This is a genomic window from Shewanella putrefaciens (assembly GCF_016406305.1).
Classification (GTDB): Bacteria; Pseudomonadota; Gammaproteobacteria; order Enterobacterales; family Shewanellaceae; genus Shewanella; species Shewanella putrefaciens_C.
In genome coordinates this window covers 2,216,792-2,240,193 of the sequence record NZ_CP066369.1, presented here as the reverse complement: position 1 = coordinate 2,240,193, position 23,402 = coordinate 2,216,792, and the positions used below count along the sequence as shown (strand labels likewise).

At 47.0% G+C, this 23,402-nt stretch carries 21 protein-coding genes; 12 read left to right on the top strand and 9 right to left on the bottom strand.

Annotation, left to right across the window (positions count from 1 at the left end; translation table 11 throughout):
* Positions 1 to 85: 85 nt before the first annotated feature.
* Positions 86 to 1,120: a succinylglutamate desuccinylase gene (gene astE / locus JFT56_RS09700; protein ID WP_198783404.1), complete on the bottom strand. Its 1,035-nt coding sequence runs from the start codon at positions 1,118 to 1,120 to the stop codon at positions 86 to 88.
* A gap of 329 nt (positions 1,121 to 1,449) precedes the next feature.
* On the opposite strand from astE, the gene msrA reads away from it, so the two are divergent.
* The gene (gene msrA / locus JFT56_RS09695) at positions 1,450 to 1,929 is read left to right on the top strand and encodes a peptide-methionine (S)-S-oxide reductase MsrA (RefSeq protein ID WP_198783403.1); all 480 of its coding nucleotides are present in this window, start codon (positions 1,450 to 1,452) and stop codon (positions 1,927 to 1,929) included.
* 130 nt (positions 1,930 to 2,059) lie between these two features.
* On the opposite strand, the gene pgm is transcribed toward msrA, so the two are convergent.
* Positions 2,060 to 3,712 (bottom strand): phosphoglucomutase (alpha-D-glucose-1,6-bisphosphate-dependent), encoded by a 1,653-nt coding sequence (gene pgm / locus JFT56_RS09690; RefSeq protein WP_198783402.1) that lies wholly within the window; start codon positions 3,710 to 3,712, stop codon positions 2,060 to 2,062.
* A 69-nt stretch (positions 3,713 to 3,781) separates the two neighbouring features.
* Entirely contained in the window at positions 3,782 to 4,330 is a 549-nt protein-coding gene (seqA, locus tag JFT56_RS09685) for a replication initiation negative regulator SeqA (protein WP_198783401.1), read from the bottom strand.
* 297 nt (positions 4,331 to 4,627) lie between these two features.
* Between seqA and JFT56_RS09680 the strand changes: the two genes are divergently transcribed.
* From JFT56_RS09680 to efp, 6 genes are all read left to right on the top strand, one after another.
* Positions 4,628 to 5,404: an alpha/beta fold hydrolase gene (locus tag JFT56_RS09680; RefSeq protein WP_198783400.1), complete on the top strand. Its 777-nt coding sequence runs from the start codon at positions 4,628 to 4,630 to the stop codon at positions 5,402 to 5,404.
* Between the two features lie 101 nt (positions 5,405 to 5,505).
* Positions 5,506 to 5,727: a DUF2788 domain-containing protein gene (locus tag JFT56_RS09675; RefSeq protein WP_198783399.1), complete on the top strand. Its 222-nt coding sequence runs from the start codon at positions 5,506 to 5,508 to the stop codon at positions 5,725 to 5,727.
* A gap of 11 nt (positions 5,728 to 5,738) precedes the next feature.
* Positions 5,739 to 6,011, top strand: coding sequence for a LexA regulated protein (gene ybfE, locus JFT56_RS09670; protein WP_007648264.1), 273 nt, complete (start codon positions 5,739 to 5,741; stop codon positions 6,009 to 6,011).
* A 56-nt stretch (positions 6,012 to 6,067) separates the two neighbouring features.
* Positions 6,068 to 6,595, top strand: a complete 528-nt coding sequence (gene fldA / locus JFT56_RS09665) for a flavodoxin FldA (RefSeq protein ID WP_011789429.1) — start codon at positions 6,068 to 6,070, stop codon at positions 6,593 to 6,595.
* Positions 6,596 to 6,696: 101 nt separating this feature from the next.
* Positions 6,697 to 7,875 (top strand): elongation factor P maturation arginine rhamnosyltransferase EarP, encoded by a 1,179-nt coding sequence (earP, locus tag JFT56_RS09660; RefSeq protein WP_198783398.1) that lies wholly within the window; start codon positions 6,697 to 6,699, stop codon positions 7,873 to 7,875.
* A gap of 45 nt (positions 7,876 to 7,920) precedes the next feature.
* Complete coding sequence (gene efp, locus JFT56_RS09655; RefSeq protein WP_198783397.1) at positions 7,921 to 8,481, top strand: elongation factor P; 561 nt, start codon at positions 7,921 to 7,923, stop codon at positions 8,479 to 8,481.
* Between the two features lie 130 nt (positions 8,482 to 8,611).
* Here efp and JFT56_RS09650 read toward each other — a convergent pair whose 3' ends face one another.
* Positions 8,612 to 9,946 carry a glutamine synthetase family protein gene (locus JFT56_RS09650; protein ID WP_198783396.1) on the bottom strand — a complete coding sequence of 445 codons (1,335 nt, stop codon included), beginning with the start codon at positions 9,944 to 9,946 and terminating at the stop codon, positions 8,612 to 8,614.
* A 315-nt stretch (positions 9,947 to 10,261) separates the two neighbouring features.
* Positions 10,262 to 11,644, bottom strand: coding sequence for a Na+/H+ antiporter NhaC family protein (locus JFT56_RS09645; RefSeq protein ID WP_198783395.1), 1,383 nt, complete (start codon positions 11,642 to 11,644; stop codon positions 10,262 to 10,264).
* Between the two features lie 684 nt (positions 11,645 to 12,328).
* Between JFT56_RS09645 and JFT56_RS09640 the strand changes: the two genes are divergently transcribed.
* From JFT56_RS09640 to JFT56_RS09630, 3 genes are all read left to right on the top strand, one after another.
* On the top strand, positions 12,329 to 13,543 hold the full coding sequence (locus JFT56_RS09640) for a pyridoxal phosphate-dependent aminotransferase (RefSeq protein ID WP_198783394.1): 1,215 nt from the start codon (positions 12,329 to 12,331) through the stop codon (positions 13,541 to 13,543).
* Positions 13,544 to 13,754: 211 nt separating this feature from the next.
* On the top strand, positions 13,755 to 14,342 hold the full coding sequence (gene yfbR, locus JFT56_RS09635) for a 5'-deoxynucleotidase (protein WP_198783393.1): 588 nt from the start codon (positions 13,755 to 13,757) through the stop codon (positions 14,340 to 14,342).
* 25 nt (positions 14,343 to 14,367) lie between these two features.
* Positions 14,368 to 15,717, top strand: coding sequence for an anti-phage deoxyguanosine triphosphatase (locus JFT56_RS09630; protein ID WP_198783392.1), 1,350 nt, complete (start codon positions 14,368 to 14,370; stop codon positions 15,715 to 15,717).
* Between the two features lie 141 nt (positions 15,718 to 15,858).
* Here the strand turns inward: JFT56_RS09630 and JFT56_RS09625 are convergent, their stop codons facing one another.
* The 4 genes from JFT56_RS09625 to zwf are packed head-to-tail and all read right to left on the bottom strand — an operon-like array spanning position 15,859 to position 20,552.
* Positions 15,859 to 16,500, bottom strand: a complete 642-nt coding sequence (locus tag JFT56_RS09625; RefSeq protein WP_198783391.1) for a bifunctional 4-hydroxy-2-oxoglutarate aldolase/2-dehydro-3-deoxy-phosphogluconate aldolase — start codon at positions 16,498 to 16,500, stop codon at positions 15,859 to 15,861.
* Between the two features lie 20 nt (positions 16,501 to 16,520).
* Positions 16,521 to 18,347, bottom strand: coding sequence for a phosphogluconate dehydratase (gene edd / locus JFT56_RS09620; RefSeq protein ID WP_198783542.1), 1,827 nt, complete (start codon positions 18,345 to 18,347; stop codon positions 16,521 to 16,523).
* 24 nt (positions 18,348 to 18,371) lie between these two features.
* Complete coding sequence (gene pgl, locus JFT56_RS09615; protein ID WP_198783390.1) at positions 18,372 to 19,070, bottom strand: 6-phosphogluconolactonase; 699 nt, start codon at positions 19,068 to 19,070, stop codon at positions 18,372 to 18,374.
* Positions 19,071 to 19,079: 9 nt separating this feature from the next.
* Positions 19,080 to 20,552, bottom strand: a complete 1,473-nt coding sequence (gene zwf, locus JFT56_RS09610) for a glucose-6-phosphate dehydrogenase (protein ID WP_198783389.1) — start codon at positions 20,550 to 20,552, stop codon at positions 19,080 to 19,082.
* A gap of 312 nt (positions 20,553 to 20,864) precedes the next feature.
* Here zwf and JFT56_RS09605 point away from each other — a divergent pair, with 312 nt between their 5' ends.
* Together JFT56_RS09605 and pyk are read left to right on the top strand one after the other, a co-directional pair.
* Entirely contained in the window at positions 20,865 to 21,719 is an 855-nt protein-coding gene (locus tag JFT56_RS09605; protein WP_007648285.1) for a MurR/RpiR family transcriptional regulator, read from the top strand.
* Positions 21,720 to 21,903: 184 nt separating this feature from the next.
* Positions 21,904 to 23,343 carry a pyruvate kinase gene (gene pyk, locus JFT56_RS09600; RefSeq protein ID WP_198783388.1) on the top strand — a complete coding sequence of 480 codons (1,440 nt, stop codon included), beginning with the start codon at positions 21,904 to 21,906 and terminating at the stop codon, positions 23,341 to 23,343.
* Positions 23,344 to 23,402 lie beyond the last annotated feature (59 nt).

Below are 23,402 nucleotides of genomic sequence, written 5' to 3'. Positions count from 1 at the left end.
CGTTAACGTAAACTACCTATCAACCGTTGGCACAGTTCGAACCGCAAGTTATCCCCGGATTGCATGTATATATTGCTTTACAACCTTAGCGAACGTTCGGATTGACTGCGGGGATCAGGCAAATCACGGTTCGATTACCAATAGGCACCTTAGCATTGGGAAATACTATGGCTTCAAATTCTTGTTCTACTTTGATTTCTTGCCCACCTTCCCGCGCTAGCACAAAGCCCCTAGGGAAAGATCTGAAATTTTCGACATCGGTGGCGAAGGTAAATTCAAAATCATCGAAATGTTTATTGATGACGCGGCACACTTGATACAAGTTAACTTTATCGGCATCAAATACATCCAGCTCCAACGGCTTAGCAGTGATCAAGCGCATAAACATCTCTTGGGCGGCAATAAAACGCGTCATATCGTTTTGTCCCATGGGATAGACCTTGCCTAACTCAATGGTAAAAGCGTCGGCGCCGTACTGCTCCGAAGAAAAATAGCTAAAGGTCGTGGTGGGTTCATGGTGAAACAGCACAGTATCCACGCCACTTGCCGCTAAAAACATGATTTGCTCGCCGCTAAAGGCGCGGCCCGGACGATAGGGATAAATGGCAAACTTTTCATGCTTTGAAGCGCGCATCGCCGTGTGTAAGTCGTAGTGAATACGATGCCGACCTTCTGCCACTGCGGTAAAAAATCTGTCCACATAGGCTTCAAGCTTTTTCGCCCGCACCCGTTCTGGATTGACTAAGCCCGGTGGATTGGAATGTTCGCCGCTAAAGAGGCGATTCATGTTCTCGTCAATAATTCGGGTGCCGTTGTTGATGGCTAATGGGTTGCCGATAAGAAATAGCGTGCGCTGCTTAGCGATGATTTTTTGCTGGAGAAGCTGTTTGATTAAGGTATTACAGAGTTCAATCGGGGCGGTTTCATTACCATGGACACCGCAGGAGAGGATAATATCTTTACCTTCGCTTTGGGCAGGCTCAAAGACAATCACCCCCGTGTCCCATACTTCCACTCGGGTATGATCCCCCAGTGTAAAGCTGAATTCATCGCCGAGGCACTCGGGATTGGCGAGGGTCAAGGCTAAAAAATCCTTTGAATCTAACAGAGCTTGTAACACAGAATTCTCCTTATAATGGTGTGCTAAAGGTCAGTATTCAGTTCAATAAAACTCAGTATCAAGTGCAACAAAACCGTGCATGACGGCCATTGGCAGTACTCACCTTTAAAAGCGCATCAATACTAACACAAGTTTTTAGGGCGTATCTCGGTCATTCTGGTCATACAACTGAATTTTGAAGTAAAAAACTTAGCTAACTAAGTTGATAACAAAAGCTCAGCGGATCGGTGGCAGCGTTCAGTATGGGATAAATTTTCATTTCGATACTTGCTTTTAGGCAGGAGATTAATCACAATCCTTAGCCATCTAGACTTCTATTGGATTTAATTATGGCGTTAGCAACCTTTGGTGCCGGGTGTTTCTGGGGCGTAGAGTATTTTTTTAGGCAAGTAAACGGCGTATTGAATGCCACCTGCGGATATATGGGCGGCAATAACGCTGCTACCACCTATGAAGAAGTAAAAAAAGGCAACACGGGCCATGCCGAAGTCGTGCAAGTGGAATTTGATCCCGCTGTTGTCAGCTATGAAGACTTACTCGAGGTGTTTTGGAAAAACCACAACCCCACTAGCCTGAACATGCAAGGCGGCGATATTGGTACTCAGTATCGCAGTACCATTTTCTTCCACGACCGTGAACAAAAAGCCATTGCCGAGGCATCCAAACTTGCCTTTGCCCGTTCTGGCCGTTGGGGACTGCGCCATATAGTGACTGAGATAGTGCCACTACAGCAATTCCATGTGGCGGAGGAATACCATCAAAATTATATTGATAAGAACAACTTACCCAGTTGCCATATCGAGTACTAATCTTAGCGATTTAGTTTAAGCCATAGCGATTTCAGCTTAAAACGGCATAAAATAAAAAACGCACTCACGGCTTAACATGGGTGCGTTTTTTTATCTCTCAAAAGCTCACTTTTATCTCTGAAAAACCCACTTAAGCGTTTAGCGCCTTATCAATTAATGCCTGCGCATCCTTAATGATCTCAGCTAAATGCTGCTCGCTAATAAAGCTTTCACCGTAGATCTTAAATAAGGCTTCGGTACCCGATGGACGCGCGGCAAACCAACCGTTGGCCGTCGTCACTTTAATGCCCCCAATCGATGCATTGTTGCCCGGTGCATGGGTTAACACAGCTACAATCTTCTCACCCGCAAGTTCAGTTGCGTTTAAGGTATCGGCATTGAGTTTGGCAAATTTGGCTTTATTTTCAAGGCTAATCGGGCTATCAATACGCTTATAATAACTTTGGCCAAATTGGGCGACTAATTCCTGATGACGTTGCCCCGGGGTTTTCCCCGTGACCGCGAGCATTTCTGCGGCCAAAAGCACCAGAATAAAACCGTCCTTATCGGTGCACCAAGTACTGCCATCACGACGTAGGAATGCCGCTCCCGCACTCTCTTCACCGCCAAAGGCGATTGTGGCTTCGGCTAAACCATCGACAAACCACTTAAAGCCCACAGGCACTTCGAGCAATTTTTTACCGTGGAAGGCACAAATCTTGTCGATAAGCGCGCTCGATACCAGCGTTTTACCAATGGCTAAGCTATCGCTCCAATTCGGTCTATGGGTCAGCAGGTAATCAATCGCCACCGCTAAATAGTGATTTGGATCCATCAAGCCCGTACCTGGGCAGACGATGCCGTGTCTGTCGTAGTCGGGATCATTTCCAACACATAAATCGAAGGAATCTTTGTAGGCGAGTAAACCGGCCATCGCATAGGGAGACGAGCAATCCATGCGGATTTTGCCGTCCTTATCCAGTGGCATAAAGCTAAAACTTGGGTCGACTTTATCATTCACTAAGGTGATATCAATGCCATAGTGCTTAGCAATCGGCGCCCAATAATGGATACCCGAGCCGCCTAATGGATCGACGCCCAGTTTAAGCTTAGCTTTCGCGATGGCTTGCATATCAATCACATTTTCTAAATCGGCAACATAGGGGCTGATTAAATCGATGGCATGCACATAGCCCGAAGTCAGTGCATCGGCATAGGCGAGTTTATTCACGCCCTTAAGCTCGGCGCGTAGATAATCATTGGCGCGCGCTTCAATCCACGCGGTGATATTGCCTTCGGCTGGACCGCCATGGGGAGGATTATATTTAATCCCACCATCCTGTGGCGGATTATGGGACGGCGTGATGATCAAACCATCGGACAAGGCGGCACCATTGATATTGGCCTCACGATTAGCGCAAATCACCCCATGGGAAACCACGGGTGTTGGCGTAAAACCATCGTTTTCTTGGATGCGCACTGTCACTTTATTTGCGGCCAAGACTTCAATCGCAGAGACATAAGCGGCGTAGGATAAGGCATGGGTATCTATCCCAAGAAACAGCGGCCCATCGATATTCACCGATTGGCGATAGTCCACCACAGCTTGGGTAATGGCCAAGATATGATCTTGGTTAAAGCTCCCCAAAAAAGCACTGCCGCGGTGGCCCGAAGTGCCAAACGCTACCCGTTGCCCGGCATCATCCACATTGGGCTTGATGCTGTAATAATGGCTCATCAGTTTTGGAATATTCACCAGATCCGTCTGATTTGCGGTTTGTCCTGCCCGTTGATGTATTGCCACCTGATCCTCTCCTACTGGAAAATCGGTTAAATAGTGTGAAACGCCCTGTAATTGCGGCGCTGATCAATCTTATACGCGTTCGGCGATAGTGCTAGCGACTTGTGCATCGCAGCCGAATTGCACTAACACTTCCGATAAAATAGCGCGTTTTTTCGCGGTATTGTTATTTGTGGTCACCCAAAAGCCGCTGCTGCCGATTTCCTTCGGATTCGCCGAGGGACTCGCCTGCAGTAACTCTTCACGTGAACGGGCAAAATAGAGGCGATCGCGGCCTTGGATCAGCAGGATCTGTGGAAATGCCACTTGGCTTTGCTGATACAAACTCTCGAGTAAAAATAAGAAACGGCCAACGGCCCCTTTTTGCAGTGATAATCTGTGTTCATCCACTAGGCTGGTAAAATCCGCCACTGAGGGGGTTATCTCTTGCACTTCAACGTTTGGAGCGAGGGGCTCAACTTCCAAACTAGGCTGACTGATAGCCTTTGGCTCGGCTTGCTCAACCGCATTGACGGACAGGCCGAGTAATCGACGAAGAATGTCAGAGGCGCTCTCACCAATGCGTTCTGTTTTGCTGGCAATATGACGATAGAGCTCTTCATCCACTTCGATATATTTCATAACCTTATTATCCTTTGTTATTCGATAGGCATAACCGAAAAAAGTGTACCGCGGGCGATCCTCGCAAAAGGATCGTTGCGATCGCCCCCCAGTGTATCTATCTCTATCAATCTGATAAAGCATCATTAATCTAAAAATGCGTGAAATCGCACATCAAATTATCACAACGCAGGTAATCGCTGAAAAAGCAGCCAAGTTCGGCATTATCCGAGGGCAAAAACCGCAGCACACTTGTCAAACTAAAGGCATTAGGGGCACAATCCGCAAAACTTTTTGCACCATAGCACAGGTAACTCCATGAATTTTGTAACCTCAGGTCAAGGAGAGGCTGTCCTCCTTATCCATGGACTATTCGGCAATCTCGATAATCTTAAGGGCCTAGGCCAAGTCCTCGAAGCCAATCACCAGGTTATCCGCATCGATGTGCCGAATCACGGTTTAAGTGAACATTGGGCGCACATGGATTACCCAAGCTTAGCTAAGGCCATGATTAATTTATTGGATCAATGCCAAATCGAGCGCGCCCATATCGTCGGCCATTCCATGGGGGGCAAGATTGCCATGGCCACCGCCCTTGCCTATCCAGAACGTATCATCAGCATGGTGGCGGCCGATATCGCGCCTGTGGCCTATGAGCCAAGGCACGACATAGTGTTTGCGGCCCTAGAAAGTCTGCCATTAGAAGGCCATACCGATCGCCGTTTTGCCTTGGCCCATTTAACCCATAGTGGCATTGATGAAGCGACAGCCCAATTTCTCCTCAAAAACCTGCAACGGACTGAGGCAGGCTTTCGCTGGAAAATGAACTTAAGCGGTTTAAAAGCTTGTTATCCCAACATTATTGGTTGGCATAACCAGGGGGGAGAAAGTAGCCAAGTTTACCAGGGGCCCAGTCTCTTTATCCGTGGAGGGGAATCTAACTATGTCACTGGCGAACATAGAAATGCCATCATGGCGCAATTTCCATCGGCCCAGGCGAAAACCCTCGAAGGTTGCGGCCATTGGTTACATGCACAAAAACCCGCCATATTTAACCGAATTGTGTCTGAATTTATTGACAAACAAGCAATGTAAATGACAAGGAACCCTGACCTAAATCATATAGCAGCCGCCATCTTGTTGTGATATATTCGCGCCTCTTTTAGCCTTAGAAGACTCTAGAGGACTAAGAAAGTATGTTATCTCAGTACATGGAACAAATTGAAGCCATTGGCCTGAACCTGTTTTTTGCAGCGATATTTTTCTTTATCGGCATGGCCATCCATGATGTGCTCAAACAGGGTAATGTGCCTAAATTTGGTCGATTTATTGTTTGGTTAGTGTTATTTCTCGGCTGCGCCGGGTTTATTGCAAAAGGTATTATCCAGATGTCCTGGGAAGGCTCAGGGATCGGTTAAACAATAAGAACATGGCAAAAGAAGCAACAGACAGAACCACCATTGACCTTTTTGCCAATGAAAAGCGCCGGGGCCGCCCACGTAGCAATCCTTTGTCCCGTAGCCAACAGCTCAAGGTCAATAAGCGCAACCAGATCCAGCGGGATAAAGCCAAAGGATTAAAGCGAATAGAGTTAAAGGTGTCACAAGATTTGTATGACGCCTTGAATGAGCAGGCATTGGCCAGTAACATCAGCCGTAGCCAGTTAATCGAATTTATTCTTCAGCAACAAATTGAATGCTGAACAATCAATACCAGCAAGATTAACATATAAGTGAACTAGATATTAAAGGATAGACAATGGCAACTGTAGGTCTTTTTTTCGGTAGCGACACAGGCAACACCGAAGCTGTCGCCAAGATGATCCAGAAAAAACTGGGTAAAAAAATGGTTGAGGTGAAAGATATCGCCAAGAGCACCAAAGAACAGATCGCAGAATATGACCTGCTGCTGTTCGGCATCCCAACCTGGTATTATGGCGAAGCCCAATGCGACTGGGATGATTTTTTCCCAGAGCTTGAGCAAATCGATTTCACCGACAAACTTGTCGCCATTTTTGGTTGTGGTGACCAAGAAGACTACGCCGAGTATTTCCTGGATGCCATGGGCATGGTAGGCGATATCGTTCAGGCTCGCGGCGGCATTATCATCGGCCATTGGCCAACGGCGGGATACAACTTCGAAGCCTCTAAGGGCCAAGTCGATGACGACCATTTTATCGGTTTAGGTATCGATGAAGATCGTCAACCAGAGCTGACCGAAGAACGTGTCGATGCTTGGGTTAAGCAAATTTACGAAGAAATGTGCTTAGCTGAATTAGAAGATTAATTTGCCTAACCATTCGATTAAAGCGGCCTTGACGCCGCTTTTTTTATGCATCGCCATAGAGAATCGACTCGTTCCACCACTGATAACGACATAGCATACACATGATGACTACGCCCCACTCCAATCATTGGGATATCTTTTGCACCGTCGTTGATAACTACGGCGATATTGGCGTAACTTGGCGTTTGGCCAAACAAATTGCCAATGAGTATCAGATCCCCGTTAATTTGTGGGTCGACGATCTGATGAGCTTCTCCCATATATTACCGGCACTCGATCCGCTAAAAGCCACTCAAACTTTTAATGGCGTGAATATTATTCATTGGACTAAGCCTTTACCCATAGCGTTTGTCGCTGGTTCTGTGATCATCGAGGCCTTTGCTTGTGAATTACCCGAACAAGTAAAAAGCCAACTGGAGCATTTACATCAAGCAGACCCCAAATCTGTGCCTATCTGGTTGAATTTAGAGTATTTAAGTGCCGAAGATTGGGTAGAAGGTTGCCATGGTTTGCCTTCACTACAGGCCAGTGGTTTAAAGAAATATTTCTACTTTCCAGGTTTTAGCGCTAAAACCGGTGGGCTCATTTGCGAGCAAGAGTTGTTTGCCGAGCGTGATGCCTGGCAAGCGGACACTGCCAATAAATTACAGCTTTTTAGTCAGCTAGGCCTGAAGGGGATTGAGGCTCGAGATACTGTGATTAGCATCTTCAGCTATGAGACCGAGGCCCTGCCGGCGTTATGCGAGTTATGGCAGCAATCGGCCGAAAAAATCCATGCGCTGATCCCTAAGGGGCGTAGCTTAAACAGCCTGACGCATCTACTCCCCTGTGAAATTGTCGCCCTAGTGCCGGGCCAACAGATAGTTCATGGCAATTTGACGCTGCATATTTTGCCTATGACAGATCAACAGGGGTTCGATCGCCTGCTCTGGAGCTGTGATTTTAATATCGTGCGCGGTGAAGACTCTTTTTTACGCGCCCAATGGGCCGCAAAACCCTTCATTTGGCATATTTATCCCCAAGAAGATGATTATCACCTCGTAAAATTAGAAGCTTTTCTCAAACTTTACTGCGATAATCTGCCACCTAAAATTGCGGGTTATTGGTCTGAATTGAATCTTGCGTTCAACCAAGCACAGCAATCGGCCGTGAGTCTTCACTGGCAAAACCTTAATCCTGTTAATTTGCCCTTGTTGCACCATGCTAAACAATGGCCAATTAATGCATTAAATGCTGCAGATCTCGCTACTCGACTAGTCCAGTTCGTTAAAAACAGCTAAGATACTGCGCGAAAACAGAAAAATCTAAATATAGGAAATAGTGTAATGAAAACTGCTCATGAAATCCGTCCTGGTAACGTGATCATGTTAGATGGCAGCCCATGGGTTGTGCAGAAAACTGAAACAACTCGTTCTGGCCGTAACGCTGCTATCGTTAAGTTAAAGTTGAAAAACTTACTGCTTAACTCTGGTACTGAAACGACTTTCAAAGGTGAAGATAAGTTAGAAGACATCATCTTAGATCGTCTTGACTGTACTTATTCTTACTTTGCTGATCCTATGTTTGTATTCATGGATGCTGAGTACAACCAATATGACGTAGAAGCTGAAAACCTAGGTGATGCAGCGGCTTATATCGTTGACGGTATGGAAGAAACTTGCCAAGTGACTTTCTATGATGGTAAAGCTATCTCCGTTGAAATGCCAACCACTATCGTACGTGAAGTGATCTACACTGAGCCTTCAGCTCGTGGCGATACTTCAGGTAAAGTGATGAAGCCAGCGACTATCACTGGCGGCGGCACAATCAGCGTTGCTGACTTCGTAAAAGTTGGCGACAAGATTGAAATCGACACTCGTACTGGTGAATTCAAGAAGCGCGTATAATCGCCCTTCCTGTTTCCAGACGAAGAAAAGCCAGTGCAAGCACTGGCTTTTTTGTCGCTATTTTTTAGCAAGGCATATAGAGGACCTAGTACTTAGCTGATTAAAGGACATTTTCTTATCAACAAAAGCATTAGCATTGCGGCCCTAAGAAACGTCGCTCCCACGCCCCTATCTCACTCAAATAACTTTGAAACTCAATCTCCTTCACCGACACAAAGCCCGTGACAAAATCATCGCCGAGTAAACGTCTTGCCGAGCCACTTTGGCGCATTTGAGTTAACGCGGCTAAGAAAGTAGGCGCGAGATCATGGCTGCTCTCATAGGCGCTACCGGTTTCTGGCGCGCTTGGTGCGAGTTTTTCTTCCATTCCCGCAAGACCCGCAGCCAAAGATGCGGCAATCATCAGATACGGATTGGCATCGGCGCCCGCAATACGATTCTCCACCCGTCTCGCCACCGGAGCACTCAATGGCACACGTAAGCCCGTAGTGCGATTATCAACGCCCCAGCTTAAATTAATCGGCGCTTGACTACCGGAAATATATCGTCTGAAGGAATTAATATTAGGCGCGAATAACAACATCAAATCAGGCAGATACTTCTGTAATCCACCGATATAATGATGGAAACGTTCACTGTCGCTGCCGTCCGCATGGCTGAATATATTATTGCCTTTATCATCCACCACACTTTGGTGTAAATGCATAGAACTGCCGGGTTGACCCGCTATGGGTTTCGCCATGAAAATCGCATTCAAGCCATGTTTAATCGCGATTTCCTTCGCGGCATATTTAAACATAAAGGCCTGATCTGCAAGGGCGAGTGGATCGCCATGCACTAAATTAATTTCATATTGCGAGAGCCCCATCTCATGGATCCAAGTATCTCCCTTGATCCCTATCGCATCGATGGCAGCATTAAACTCATCCCAAAATGGCGCGAGTTCATTGAGCATATTCATGCTAAACGCGGATTGTCCATTTTCGGCTCGGCCACTTTTTGACATGGGCGCCTGATACGGCGCACTGGGATCGGTATTAGCCTCCGTAAGATAAAACTCAATCTCAGGGGCGACCACGGGCGTGAGTCCGAGTTTTTGGTAGCGGGCCAGCACATTTTTTAAAATGGATCGCGGCGCAAATGGGCATAAATTGCCATCGAGCAACACACAGTCATGGATAGCAAATGCCCGCGGCACTGTGCTCCAGGGGACCATTTTTAGGGTACTGTAATCCGGGACTAATAGGAGATCGGGATCGGCATCGGGAAAGATGGGATCGTAGGAATACTCCCCAGTAATCGCCTGCATCGAAATCGCTTGGGCAATGCGCAGCTCTGCCCCCTTAGCAAAGCTTCGGGCTGGCATCAGCTTCCCCCTCGGATAGCCAGAAATATCAGGGAATAAACATTCGACATCACGTATTGTACCGTGCTGGAAAAACGCAGTAAGAAGGGTTGAGTCCATTTGATCCGTTGGCCGCTAATGTTGAAAATAACACCATGAAGGATGCAGAGTATAATCAGGCTTGCTGTTGAAAAGCTATATAGCGAACACAATAAATGTAAAATATAAATGACAAAATCGTAAAATATAATTTGACAATAACAGCATCTAGTCGCTATGCGTTTAATCGCGTTAATCCTAGTTCAAGCCTAGCGACTCTCCACTATTCACTATCACCATCCACTCACCTTTTAGCCACTTTAACCGCTGAACCAAGTGACAGCAGACATAAAAAAACCAGCCGCAGCTGGTTTCTTATTCTAAACATGAAAGTTTTTACGCAATCACGATAAAGCCGATAAACGCCAGTACAGCAGCAATAAGCGCATAGGGCAACTGAGTCACCGCATGGCTCACTAAGTTACAACCTGAGCCCTGCGCCGCCAATACGGTTGAGTCAGAGTAGAAGCACGCTTGGCTACCAAATGATGATGCCGACAACAGTGCACCGATCACTAAGGGGATATCCGCCCCAACCGATTGCGCTAATGGCATCACGATTGGAATGGTCACCGCAAAAATACCCCAGCTCGATCCAGTGGCAAATGCGAGAATTGCCATGGATAAGAACACCACTGCAGGCAGCAACTTAGGCGTCATAAAGGGGCTTAAGGATTCAATCACGTACTGGGGTAGTAATAACTGATCGCACACGTCTTTAAAAACGAACGCGGCAATTACAGTCCCAATGGCGGGTAACATGCTCTTAAAGCCATCGATCATTTGATCCATCATCTCGGATAATGGCATCAAACGCTGCACCGCATAATAAGGCAGTGTGATCACTAAGGTCGCTAATAGCCCCTTCCACACATCGATATCGAAATACACGGTAAAGGCAACCAGCAACAGGATAGGGACGAGGAAGTTGTGCAATTTGCCCTGGTTGTCGGCATGCTTAAACTCTTCTTCGATAGCAGCAATGGCATATTCGTCTGAGGTTTGCACTTGGTCAAAATCGACCTGCGCCTGTGCAGGTTCACCCTGGGCCGCACGAAGCTGCGCCGTTTTCATTGGGCCAATGGCGGGCACTATGCCTAATACCACCAGTAGTACCATAGCTACGGCTAACCAAGCATAAAGCATGTATGGGATAGCCTGCATGTAAACGCTAATGCCCTGACCTTCCGCTGCCACGCCGTTATCGACCAGCAAGCCACCAAAGAATACCGCCCAGGTCGATAGGGGCACTAACACACACACGGGCGCAGCAGTCGAATCGACAACATAGGCAAGCATTTCACGGGACACCTTAAACTTATCCGTGACACGCTTCATGGTTTCACCCACGGTCAGTGCATTGAGATAATCATCGATAAAAATCACAATGCCGAGGATAAAGGTCATAAACAGGGAGGATCTAGGCCCGTTAGCAAATTTAAGTGCATTACGGCCAAACGCCAGCGCGCCGCCAGTACGCACTAACAGCGCGATTAAGGCACCAAAACAGCCACAGACTAAAATCAACCAACCAATGGTTTCATCGGCCATGACTTTTAAAGAGACACTGGCAAAATTATTTAACACTTGGGCAGGGTCGAGTAACAGAAAACCCGTTACCGCACCGATGATCAGGGACAAAATGGGGCGGCGTAACCAAATAGCTAGCACCAAGACCACCAAAGGTGGAATAAGACTTAACGCTGTCGGTTCAGACATGCACTTAGGTCCTCTAAATAAGTCGCCTAAAAGGCAAAAGTTTTTAGAACAGCGCCTGAAATCACCTCGATACAGAGCGCCAACACAGCTGCTTCATGATGACCCTGCTGATAAAACCCGCTAAAAGCTTGCTATCTGAGGTGCCTTGCCAAAAACATCGCGCAGAAAATAAAGCGCATCGAATATTGAGTCAACTATAAATTTATTCTAAGGGAAAATAATTTTCCCGCCCCATCCAATAAAAATAGTAACAATATGATATTAAACACATTTAATTAAAAACAAGCAAAAGACCACTCGGTAGCAGATGCTTAATAAGCATTCAGTTAATTTGCCTAATTATCAATATAGACTCGAACGTGGCGTTATCCCAATTTATTAAAAAAGTGTTAAATAAAATCAGTGAGTAAGATCTATCCGTTCAACAACTATCCTCACGCGTTATCTCTGTGCAATAACCCGCCATATAGCAGTTAATGCAAAAGTCATTTCAGCCTTATATCGCGCAATATTTAGAATTTAAAACTTGTATCTATTTCATTAATTGGCTGTTAAAGCATATTTAACTAAGCTTTTTTATGAAAAAAAGTGGCAATCTGTGCTTTAGTCCTCTTCCTTAACCGATAAAATTTCGTTATGGTGCGCTAACTTAAGCCAAAATTAACTGCATGTTTCGAGGTGTAAATGCGCCCTATCATCAAATCCAACAAGCTGGATAGCGTTTGCTATGACATCCGCGGCCCAGTGCACAAGGAAGCCAGACGTTTAGAAGACGAGGGTCATCGGATCCTCAAACTTAACATTGGTAATCCGGCCCCCTTCGGTTTCGAAGCGCCGGAAGAAATTGTGCGCGATGTGATCCTTAATTTACCCAGTGCCCAAGGCTACTGTGAGTCAAAAGGATTATTCTCTGCCCGCAAGGCCATAGTGCAGCATTATCAAGCCCAAGGAATTTTTGGTGTCGATATCGAAGATATCTATATAGGTAACGGCGTGTCTGAACTTATTATGATGGCCATGCAAGGCTTGTTGAATACCGATGATGAGATCTTAATCCCCTCACCCGATTATCCGCTGTGGACGGCGGCGGCCAACCTTGCGGGCGGCAAAGCCGTGCATTACCGCTGCGATGAAGAAGCAGATTGGTTCCCCGATCTCAACGACATTAAAAGCAAAATTTCATCGCGTACTCGCGGCATAGTGCTGATTAACCCGAACAATCCAACGGGAGCGGTATACAGCAGAGAATTGCTGCTGCAAGTGGTTGAACTTTGTCGTCAACACGATTTGATCCTGTTTGCCGATGAAATTTACGACAAAATTTTATACGACGAAGCTAAACATATTCCGGCGGCCAGCCTGTCTGACGATATTTTAACTGTCACTTTTAATGGGCTATCTAAGGCTTATCGCGTTGCCGGATTTCGTGTCGGTTGGATGATGTTATCGGGCAATCTTAAGGCCGCTAAAAGTTACATCGAAGGCTTAGAGATGCTGTCCTCGATGCGCCTGTGTGCAAACGTGCCCAATCAACATGCGATTCAAACGGCCCTTGGCGGTTACCAGAGTATTAATGAGCTTATTTTGCCTAATGGCCGGCTTACTGTGCAAAGGGATGCCTGTTATGAGCTGCTCAACCAAATTCCAGGCGTGAGTGTGAAAAAACCTAAAGGTGCACTCTATGCTTTCCCAAAACTGGATATGAAAAAATTCAATCTGCGGGATGATGAGCGTTTAGTGCTGGATTTACTCAGGGAAAAGAAAATCCTGTTAGTCCACGGCAGCGCCTTTAACTGGCCTGAGCCCGATCATTTACGTGTGGTATTCTTACCCTATAAGGAAGATCTCACTAAAGCGCTGACCGAGTTTGGTGCATTCCTTGAGACCTATCGACAATAGTCAATGGTAAGCTAACGGTTGGTCTGTAAAGCGATCCTTGCGATCGCTTTATTTTTTGCCTTTTTCATAAAATCCCTAGGATTTGCGCTCACTTGTCGTTCATGGCTGTGATAGTCTAAGCCAACAATAACGTTAAATCTGCCCTAATAGATTTAAGTGATTTTCATTGCAGATCATGACGTTATCCAGTTAACTTAATAGAAGGATCACTATGAGCCACCTATTTGCCCATTTAGCTCGGATGAAACTCATTCAACGCTGGCCCTTGATGTACAATGTACGCCCTGAGAATGTACAAGAACATTCATTGCAGGTTGCTATGGTTGCCCATGCACTCGTCATCATTAGCAATAAAAAGTTTGGCACGACGCTCGATCCCCACCAAGCCACAAGTCTGGCGATTTTTCACGATGCCAGTGAGATCCTGACGGGCGACTTACCGACACCGGTGAAATACTTCAATAAAGAGATTGAGGCCGAGTATAAAAAAATCGAGGCCATTGCCGAGCAACGTATGTTGGATATGGTGCCGGAGGAGTTTAAAGAGGATTATCGCAGCCTATTTATCAGCAATTACACCGATCCCGTTTACAAAACCATAGTGAAATCCGCCGATACTTTATGTGCTTACCTTAAATGCCTAGAGGAAAATCGCGCCGGTAATACCGAGTTTAATACCGCCCGTAAACGCCTAGAGGCCATGCTCGCCGCCAATGCCGATCCCGCGGTGAAATACTTTATGGATTGTTTTGTCCCGAGTTTTACCCTGAATTTGGACGAAATAAACAAGATGCTTTGATTTGCTACTGCCGTTAGGAATACCTATGACTTCAAGTGTTTGGCAAGAACGCCGCCATGGCGAAGATAAACAAAGGCGCAACGATCACCGCAGTCCCTACCAAAGAGACCGGGCGCGTATCCTACACTCCGCCGCCTTTCGTCGTCTGCAAGCAAAAACCCAAGTGCTCGGTGTGGGCATGAATGACTTCTATCGTACTCGTTTAACCCATTCGCTCGAAGTTTCGCAAATTGGTACGGGGATCGCCGCCCAGTTAATCCGTAAATATCCAGAGCATAAACCCCTATTAGACTCCATGAGCCTGCTGGAAGCCTTATGCCTTGCCCATGATATTGGCCATCCGCCCTTTGGCCACGGTGGTGAAGTGGCATTGAATTACATGATGCGCGACCATGGCGGCTTCGAAGGCAATGGCCAAACCTTGCGCATTTTATCTAAGCTTGAGCCATATACCTTAGATTTTGGAATGAATCTCTGCCGCCGCACTATGCTGGGGATTTTGAAATACCCAGCACCGCGCTCGCAGCTATTTGTCCCATGTGAGCATACTGAGATCACCAGCCACAGACAGCTTAAGCCATCACAATGGCCCCCCGTAAAGGGCATTTTCGACGACGATAATGACATTTTTGCCTGGGTGCTTGAGCCCTTATCAGAGTCGGATAGAGCGCGTTTTACTTCGGCCCAGCAAAGCTCTCATCCGGCCCTGCACCACTATCCACATCTGCGAACCCAGTTTAAATCCTTCGACTGCTCGATTATGGAATTGGCGGACGATATCGCCTATGCGGTGCATGATCTTGAAGACGCAATCGTGATGGGAATAGTCACAGCATCCCAATGGCAGCAGGATGTCGCCCCGACACTGACCCACAGCAATGATGCTTGGATAAAACAGGAGCTAGCCGATATTGGCAAAAAACTGTTTTCCCATGAGCATCACCTGCGTAAAGATGCCATAGGCACCTTAGTCAATGGGTTTGTCACGGCCATTATCATTACCGAAGATCCGGCTTTCGAAGAACCTTTACTGCGCTTTAATGCCAACCTTGAACCGGAATTTGCCATTGCGCTCAATGTACTTAAGCAATTGGTATATAAATACGTTATCCGTAAACCTGAAATGCAAATGCTCGAATATAAGGGCCAGCAGATTGTGATGGGATTATTTGAGGCTTTTGCTTCCGATCCCGAACGTTTATTGCCGCTGAACACCCAAGAGCGCTGGCGCGAAAGTGAGCAACAGGGTTTAAACAGTCACAGGGTATTGGCGGACTATATTTCGGGGATGACGGATGAATTTGCAGGGCGACTATATCAGCAGCTATTTAGCCCCAAAGCGGGTTCGAATATTGAATTGAGTAAGGAAATGTAGGCAAGCAACATTGAGTTAGCCAACTTTTATAAAAGCCTGACTTTCGATAGTGCCAGCGATCACAGCCATTCTTTATCACCATATGAAAAGACAAAAAACCACCTCGGGGTGGTTTTTTATTTTTGCTATTTCGAGCTCGGCTTATAAAGCGCCAATGGCATCTTTACAAAGCTGAGTGATACGGTCCCAATCACCCTGCTCCATTGCATCCGTCGGTGCTATCCAGCTACCACCAATACAATCGACATTTTTAAGGGCTAAATAATCTTTATAGCTGCTTGGCGTAATGCCACCCGTTGGGCAGAAGCGAATATCCGCGAGTGGGCCAGAAAAGGCTTTCAGTGCATCCACACCGCCCGAGGCTTCCGCCGGGAAAAATTTAAAGTGGGTGTAACCGAGCGCCATTCCAGCCATCACCTCTGAAATACTGGCAACACCTGGAATTAAAGGAATTGGCCCCTGCATCCCCGCTTTAAGCAATTCAACCGTGGCACCCGGTGTGATAATAAACTGCGCGCCAGCGGCAATGGCTTGCTCGAGTTGGGCTTCATTTAAAATGGTTCCCGCACCGACTAAGGCCTCTGGTACTTCCTTAGCAATTTTAGTAATAGCTTCAAGGGCGCATGGGGTGCGTAAAGTGACCTCTAACACGCTGATCCCGCCGGCAACCAGTGCTTTAGCGAGTGGTACTGCATGCTCTATTTTGTTAATCACCATCACAGGAACAATAGGGCTGCGTTTAAAAATATCTTGCGGTTGTAATGACCAGTTATTCTCAAGCATTGCGTTATTCTTCCTTAGTATTAATAAAGTTCATCGATGGCGTTCGTACAGCGCGCACCCGTTTCAGGACTGCTCAAGTTTGCACGCAGTGCGCTAAATAACTCACGCCCCATGCCATAACGTGAACGATGTAAATTCACCTCACCCACGGCTCTTGCAGCCAGTTCAGTCTCAGACACCAGTAGACTTAATTCACCGGTGAGCGCATCGACACGGATCAAATCGCCATCTTGGACTTTGGCAATCAAACCACCATCTAGGGCTTCTGGCGTTAAATGAATGGCGGCAGGCACTTTGCCCGATGCGCCCGACATACGACCGTCGGTCATCAGTGCCACTTTAAAGCCCTTATCCTGCAGCGAGCCTAAGAGTGGCGTTAGCTTATGTAGCTCAGGCATGCCATTGGCTTTTGGACCTTGCCCTTTAACGACTACGACACAGTCCCTATCTAAAGCGCCGGCTTTAAATAACGCATCGAGTTTATTTTGATCGTCAATCACGACGGCAGGCGCTTCCACTACCCGGTGCAGGTCTTGAACCGCAGAGACTTTAATCACGGCGCGGCCAAGGTTACCCTTAAGCAATTTCAAACCACCGTTATTTTGGAAAGGCGATGCGACCGAGGTTAATACTTCGGTATCTAAACTTACCGTTGGTCCATCGACCCAACGCAACTCACCGTCGAGCAGTTTGGGCTCTTGGGTGTAACGGTGAAGACCAAAGCCCGCCACAGTATTCACATCTTGGTGCAGTAATCCGGCATCGAGCAATTCTTTAATTAAGAACGCCATACCGCCCGCGGCGTGGAAGTGGTTAATGTCCGCATGACCGTTTGGATAGACGCGGGCCAGCAGAGGCACCGCATCGGATAACTCGGAAAAATCATCCCAGTTCACTATGATGCCTGCCGCACGGGCCGCGGCGACGATATGCATGGTCAAGTTTGTGGAACCACCCGTAGCCAACAGCGCGACTATGCCATTGACGACGGATTTTTCATTAACAATTTCACCAATCGGGCTGTATTGGCTGCCCATTTCGGTTAAACGGCACACCTGTTTGGCCGCCATTTTATTTAAGGCTTCACGCAGTGGGTCATCGGGATTCACAAAGGATGAGCCAGGTAATTGTAGGCCCATTACTTCAAGCATCAGCTGGTTTGAGTTCGCCGTGCCGTAGAAAGTGCACGTTCCCGCGCTGTGGTAAGACTGGGCTTCGGCTTCGAGCAGCTGCGCTCTATCCACTTTACCTTGGGCAAATTGCTGACGAATGCGGGCTTTTTCTTTGTTTGGAATACCGGATTTCATTGGGCCGGCCGGCACAAACAACATAGGCAAATGGCCAAAACTTAAGGCACCGATTAATAGACCGGGCACGATTTTGTCGCAAATACCGAGCAGTAAGGCACCATCAAACATATTGTGGGATAGCCCCACCGCCGTTGCCATGGCAATCACTTCGCGGCTCAGTAGGCTCAATTCCATGCCGGGCTGACCTTGGGTCACACCGTCACACATAGCAGGAACACCGCCCGCCACCTGCGCGACACTGCCGACTTCCTGACAGGCTTTTTTCAGCAGTTCAGGATAGTTTTCATAGGGTTGGTGCGCAGATAGCATATCGTTAAATGCCGTCACAATGCCGATGTTCGCCTTAGTTAATTGACGTAAGGCATTTTTATCGTCTGGATTACAGGCGGCAAAACCATGGGCTAAGTTACCGCAACTTAAGGAACTGCGGTGCACGCCATGGTTACGAGCATCGTTTAATGCGCCAAGATAAGCGGCACGTGACGCTGTGCTACGGGCAATAATTCTGTCGGTAACGGCTTGAACTACTGGGTTCATGATTACTGAGTGCATTGTGACTCCTTAAGCGCTCCAGAACACATCAACGGGCGTTTTACGCTGCGCTAATACGGCTCTGATAGGCATAGCATTAACATCATCATTCTCTAAGGCTTGACGATATACGGATAATTTCTGTTCCCCGACCAAATGCAGATAAATTTGTCTGCTATTAAGAATCGCACTTTTGGACAAGGTGATCCTGCCGTGGGGAGCCGTTGTCGGGTGAGTTGCCACACACAGCGCCTGCGTCGATAACGCTTCGTCTAGCTCCGCACTGCAGGGAAACCATGAACAGGTATGGCCATCGTTACCCATACCCAGTACGACCACATCGAAGGGACGCGGAAAGTTAGACAATGACTCAGCCGCCATATCGGCGCCCGCTTCTGCGGTCGAGAACATATTTTTCAAACCGCGGAATTTGGCATTGGCGGCGCGATTTTGTAGCAGATGCTCACGCACCAGCCGCTCATTCGATGCACTGTCTTCGACATCGACCCAGCGCTCATCGGCAAGTGTGATGTAGACATCGCTCCAGTCAATCGATTGCATACTGAGCAATTCAAATAACTTAAGCGGTGTCGAACCACCGGAAACCACTAGGCTCGCTTTACCGCGAGCATCGACGGCTTCCTGCAACTGACTGGCAATTTTATTCGCCAGCTGTAGCTCAAGCGCTGCTGGGGTATCAAAGGATTTAAATACGGTTTCTTTTATCATCGAAGCCCCCTATTCATCCCACGAGCGGCCATCTTTGGTGATCAAGGCAACCGATGCCACAGGCCCCCAAGTACCCGCAGGATAAGGTTTTGGTTTTTCGTTACTTTGTTCCCAGGATTGGATAATGCCATCGACCCAAGTCCATGCCTGCTCTACTTCATCGCGGCGCACGAACAGGGCTTGATTACCGAGCATAGCTTCGAGTAATAGTCGTTCATAGGCATCAGCAATACGTTCGTTTTTAAAGGTATCCGAGAAGCTCAAATCGAGTTTAGTGGTTTGTAAACGCTGCTTCTGCTCTAGCCCTGGCACCTTGTTCATCATCTGGATCTCAACCCCTTCATGGGGCTGCAGACGAATAGTCAGCTTGTTCGGTGGCAGATTACGGTAGCTTGAGCGGTACAGGTTGTGGGGTGGATTTTTAAAATACACCACAATTTCAGAGCTCTTAAACGGCATGCGTTTGCCGCTACGTAAATAGAAAGGCACCCCAGCCCAACGCCAATTGTCGATATCGACCCGCAGCGCCACAAAGGTCTCAGTGTGAGACTGTAGATTGGCGCCCTCTTCCTCTAAATAGCCAGGAACTGGGCTGCCCTTTAAGAAACCGGCGCTATACTGACCGCGTACGGTATTTTCATACACATTGTCGGCATTGATGGGGCGCAGTGACTTAAGCACTTTTACCTTTTCATCACGGATACTGTCGGCGTCTAAGTTCACTGGTGGATCCATGGCAACCAGTGTCAGCACCTGCAGCAAATGGTTTTGGATCATGTCGCGCATTTGACCCGCTTTATCGAAATAACCCCAGCGGCCTTCAATTCCCACTTCTTCCGCAACGGTGATCTGGACATGGTCAATGGTCCGGTTGTCCCACTTAGAGGCGAACAAAGAGTTAGCAAAACGTAGCGCAATCAAGTTCTGGACGGTTTCTTTCCCTAAATAGTGGTCGATTCGATAGACCTGACGTTCTTTAAAATAGGCGGAAACTTGATCATTGATAACGTGGGAAGAGGCTAAATCTGAGCCGATGGGTTTTTCGAGTACCACGCGAGAATCGCTGTGGATAAGGTTTTGTTCATGTAAACAGCGGCAGATTTCGCCAAAAATAGCGGGGGGAGTCGCAAAGTAACTGACCATCACTCGCTCTTCTGGTTTGAGCAAATCATGGAAGGCACTGTAGCCAGCCGAATCAGTAAAATTAGTGCCTATATAGTGGCAGCGGGACAGGAAGCGTTGGAGTGTCACTTCGCAAAGGGGTTCTTTGACGAAGGTGTTTAACGCAATAATGACTAACTCTCTAAATTCATCCTGACTAAACTCATCCTTTGCGACACCGATCACTTTCGTATCTTTATCGAGAAGTTCAGCCTTATCTAACTGGTATAAAGAAGGTAACAACTTGCGTCGTGCCAAGTCGCCTTTAGTACCAAAGAGTACGAAGTCACAAGCTTTGGCGCCTGATGTTGTTTTGCCCATTGCGTTACGCTCTCCTTTGTATGTCGTGTCCCTTCATGCCGATGAAGAAATCCACACTTTTGTTGTAATATAACAACAGAATTTGTTAAATGCATCTATTTTTATCAAAATTAACATTTTAGCTAACTAGGCACTTAGGGCATAAATCTGATATGCTTTTTGTGCTTAAATTACTGAAGGTAGTAAAATCTTATTTCAAAATTGTACTAAAAAATTACTACAAAGCAGCGATTTAGTGGTGTAACCATTTTGCTCTGCCCCACTAAACAAAAATAAATAAAATTACATTCTCAATTTAGCGGACGTACGCGTATGAATACCCTAGAAAAGGTTCAAAAAAGCCTCACCCATTTTAGTAAGTCAGAACGCAAGGTTGCAGAGGTGATCTTAGCATCTCCACAAACAGCGATTCATTCCAGCATCGCCACACTGGCTAAGATGGCAGATGTCAGTGAACCTACTGTGAATCGTTTCTGCCGCCGCTTAGATACCAAAGGCTTCCCTGATTTTAAGTTACATCTGGCACAAAGTCTTGCTAACGGTACGCCTTATGTGAGTCGCCATGTTGAAGAAGATGATTCTCCCGAGTCCTACACGACAAAAATCTTTGAATCTTCAATGGCTTCGTTAGATACCGCCCGCCAAAGTTTAGATGTTTCAGCCATTAACAAAGCGGTTGATATTCTGACTCAGGCTAAGACCATTTCTTTCTTTGGCTTAGGTGCTTCGGCCTCTGTGGCCCATGATGCGCAAAATAAATTTTTCCGTTTTAATGTGCCTGTCATCTGTTTTGACGATGTTCTGATGCAGCGTATGAGCTGTATCAATAGTAATGAAGGTGATGTTGTGGTGCTCATTTCCCACACTGGTCGCACTAAGTCATTGATTGAAATAGCACGTTTAGCCAGAGAAAACGGCGCCGCTGTGATTGGTATTACGGCTCGCAACTCACCGCTGTCGATGGAATGTACACTGCCAGTGACAATGGAGGTACCAGAAGATACCGATATGTATTTGCCTATGGCCTCGCGTTTAGCTCAATTGGTGACTATAGATGTATTGGCAACAGGTTTTACGCTACGCCGCGGCCCACGTTTCCGTGACAACCTTAAACGCGTTAAAGAAGTGCTGAAGGAATCTCGTATCAATAAAGATCCGATACTGTAATTCACTTCCTATCCTAAAAATGGCTAGTACCAATCCACCACCTAGCCATTTTTAGTGCAAATTTCAGCGATGCCTCACAATTTTGAAACATAACTTTAGATCAATTTGATTGTAACTTTACTACATAATCTGGAATAGCATGGTAATATAGTCCCAAGATTTTTTAACTTTAACGGAGTATCTTATGTTCCGCAGAACCAAAATCGTCACCACCCTTGGTCCCGCCACTGATCGTGATGATAATCTACGCCGCATCATCGCGGCAGGTGCAAATGTTGTACGTCTAAACTTTTCCCACGGCTCCCCTGAAGATCACCTAAAGCGCGCAACTCAAGCCCGCGAAATAGCAAAAGAGTTAGGTGTTCATGTTGCTATTCTTGGCGACTTACAGGGCCCTAAAATTCGTGTTTCTACTTTCAAGGACAACAAAAAGGTCCAATTGAAATTAGGTCAAGCCTATACCTTAGATGCTGACTTAGCGAAAGGCGAAGGCGACGAGAACCAAGTCGGTATCGACTATAAGCAGTTGCCTGACGATGTAAATGTCGGTGACATTCTGATGCTAGACGATGGCCGAGTGCAATTACGTGTCGAACGTGTTGAAGGCCGTAAAGTCCACACCACAGTGACAGTTGCTGGTCCTTTATCTAACAATAAAGGTATTAACAAACAAGGTGGTGGTCTCTCGGCTGCGGCGCTGACGGAAAAAGATAAGGCTGACATTCTTACGGCAGCCATGATCCAAGTGGATTACTTAGCAGTCTCTTTCCCACGCAGTGGTGCCGATCTCGACTATGCCCGTTCATTAGCACAACAAGCCGGCAGTAATGCTCTTATTGTGGCCAAAGTTGAACGTGCCGAAGCGGTTGCCAGTGACGAAGCAATGGATGATGTGATCCTCGCCTCTGACGTTGTCATGGTTGCCCGTGGTGATTTAGGGGTTGAAATCGGTGATGCGGCCCTAGTTGCCGTGCAGAAAAAACTCATCGCCCGTTCACGTCAATTGAACAAAATCGTGATCACTGCAACGCAGATGATGGAATCTATGATTTCAAGCCCAATGCCAACCCGCGCCGAAGTGATGGACGTTGCGAACGCTGTGCTCGATGGCACCGACGCTGTGATGTTATCGGCCGAAACGGCGGCGGGAGATTTCCCTGAAGAAACAGTGAAAGCCATGGCGAACGTGTGTCTGGGCGCCGAGTCTCATCCAAGTGTGAAAGTCTCTAAGCATAGATTAGATGCACGATTCACCTCGGTTGAAGAAACTATCGCGCTATCAACCATGTACGCGGCAAACCACCTTGAAGGTGTTAAAGCGATTATCGCCTTAACCGAATCGGGCGCAACACCGAAACTGATGTCACGCATCAGCTCTTCACTGCCGATCTTAGGTTTATCCCGTCATGCTACGACGCTGGCAAAAATGGCGCTGTATCGTGGTGTATTACCGATTTACTTCGATTCAACTATTTATCCAGCCGATCTATTAGCGCAAAAAGCCTTAGAGTCACTGACCACCGCCGGCTATTTACAGAGCGGGGATTTAGTCTTGATGACTAAGGGTGATGCTATGGAAACCATCGGTGGCACCAACACCTGTAAAGTGTTGATCGTCGCTTAAGTTTCTTCTCGTCACTCAAGCAGGTTAGAAAAGCACCCAATAAAAAACCACCTGATAAA

Coding starts and splice junctions, on each gene's coding strand:
- JFT56_RS09640 (WP_198783394.1), top strand. CDS start 12,329: ATGCGCCCTATCATCAAATCCAACAAGCTGGATAGCGTTTGCTATGAC.
- earP (WP_198783398.1), top strand. CDS start 6,697: ATGATGACTACGCCCCACTCCAATCATTGGGATATCTTTTGCACCGTC.
- JFT56_RS09625 (WP_198783391.1), bottom strand. CDS start 16,500: ATGCTTGAGAATAACTGGTCATTACAACCGCAAGATATTTTTAAACGC.
- JFT56_RS09650 (WP_198783396.1), bottom strand. CDS start 9,946: ATGGACTCAACCCTTCTTACTGCGTTTTTCCAGCACGGTACAATACGT.
- JFT56_RS09675 (WP_198783399.1), top strand. CDS start 5,506: ATGTTATCTCAGTACATGGAACAAATTGAAGCCATTGGCCTGAACCTG.
- ybfE (WP_007648264.1), top strand. CDS start 5,739: ATGGCAAAAGAAGCAACAGACAGAACCACCATTGACCTTTTTGCCAAT.
- fldA (WP_011789429.1), top strand. CDS start 6,068: ATGGCAACTGTAGGTCTTTTTTTCGGTAGCGACACAGGCAACACCGAA.
- pyk (WP_198783388.1), top strand. CDS start 21,904: ATGTTCCGCAGAACCAAAATCGTCACCACCCTTGGTCCCGCCACTGAT.
- zwf (WP_198783389.1), bottom strand. CDS start 20,552: ATGGGCAAAACAACATCAGGCGCCAAAGCTTGTGACTTCGTACTCTTT.
- pgl (WP_198783390.1), bottom strand. CDS start 19,070: ATGATAAAAGAAACCGTATTTAAATCCTTTGATACCCCAGCAGCGCTT.
- JFT56_RS09680 (WP_198783400.1), top strand. CDS start 4,628: ATGAATTTTGTAACCTCAGGTCAAGGAGAGGCTGTCCTCCTTATCCAT.
- msrA (WP_198783403.1), top strand. CDS start 1,450: ATGGCGTTAGCAACCTTTGGTGCCGGGTGTTTCTGGGGCGTAGAGTAT.
- efp (WP_198783397.1), top strand. CDS start 7,921: ATGAAAACTGCTCATGAAATCCGTCCTGGTAACGTGATCATGTTAGAT.
- JFT56_RS09605 (WP_007648285.1), top strand. CDS start 20,865: ATGAATACCCTAGAAAAGGTTCAAAAAAGCCTCACCCATTTTAGTAAG.
- yfbR (WP_198783393.1), top strand. CDS start 13,755: ATGAGCCACCTATTTGCCCATTTAGCTCGGATGAAACTCATTCAACGC.
- JFT56_RS09630 (WP_198783392.1), top strand. CDS start 14,368: ATGACTTCAAGTGTTTGGCAAGAACGCCGCCATGGCGAAGATAAACAA.
- seqA (WP_198783401.1), bottom strand. CDS start 4,330: ATGAAATATATCGAAGTGGATGAAGAGCTCTATCGTCATATTGCCAGC.
- JFT56_RS09645 (WP_198783395.1), bottom strand. CDS start 11,644: ATGTCTGAACCGACAGCGTTAAGTCTTATTCCACCTTTGGTGGTCTTG.
- edd (WP_198783542.1), bottom strand. CDS start 18,347: ATGAACCCAGTAGTTCAAGCCGTTACCGACAGAATTATTGCCCGTAGC.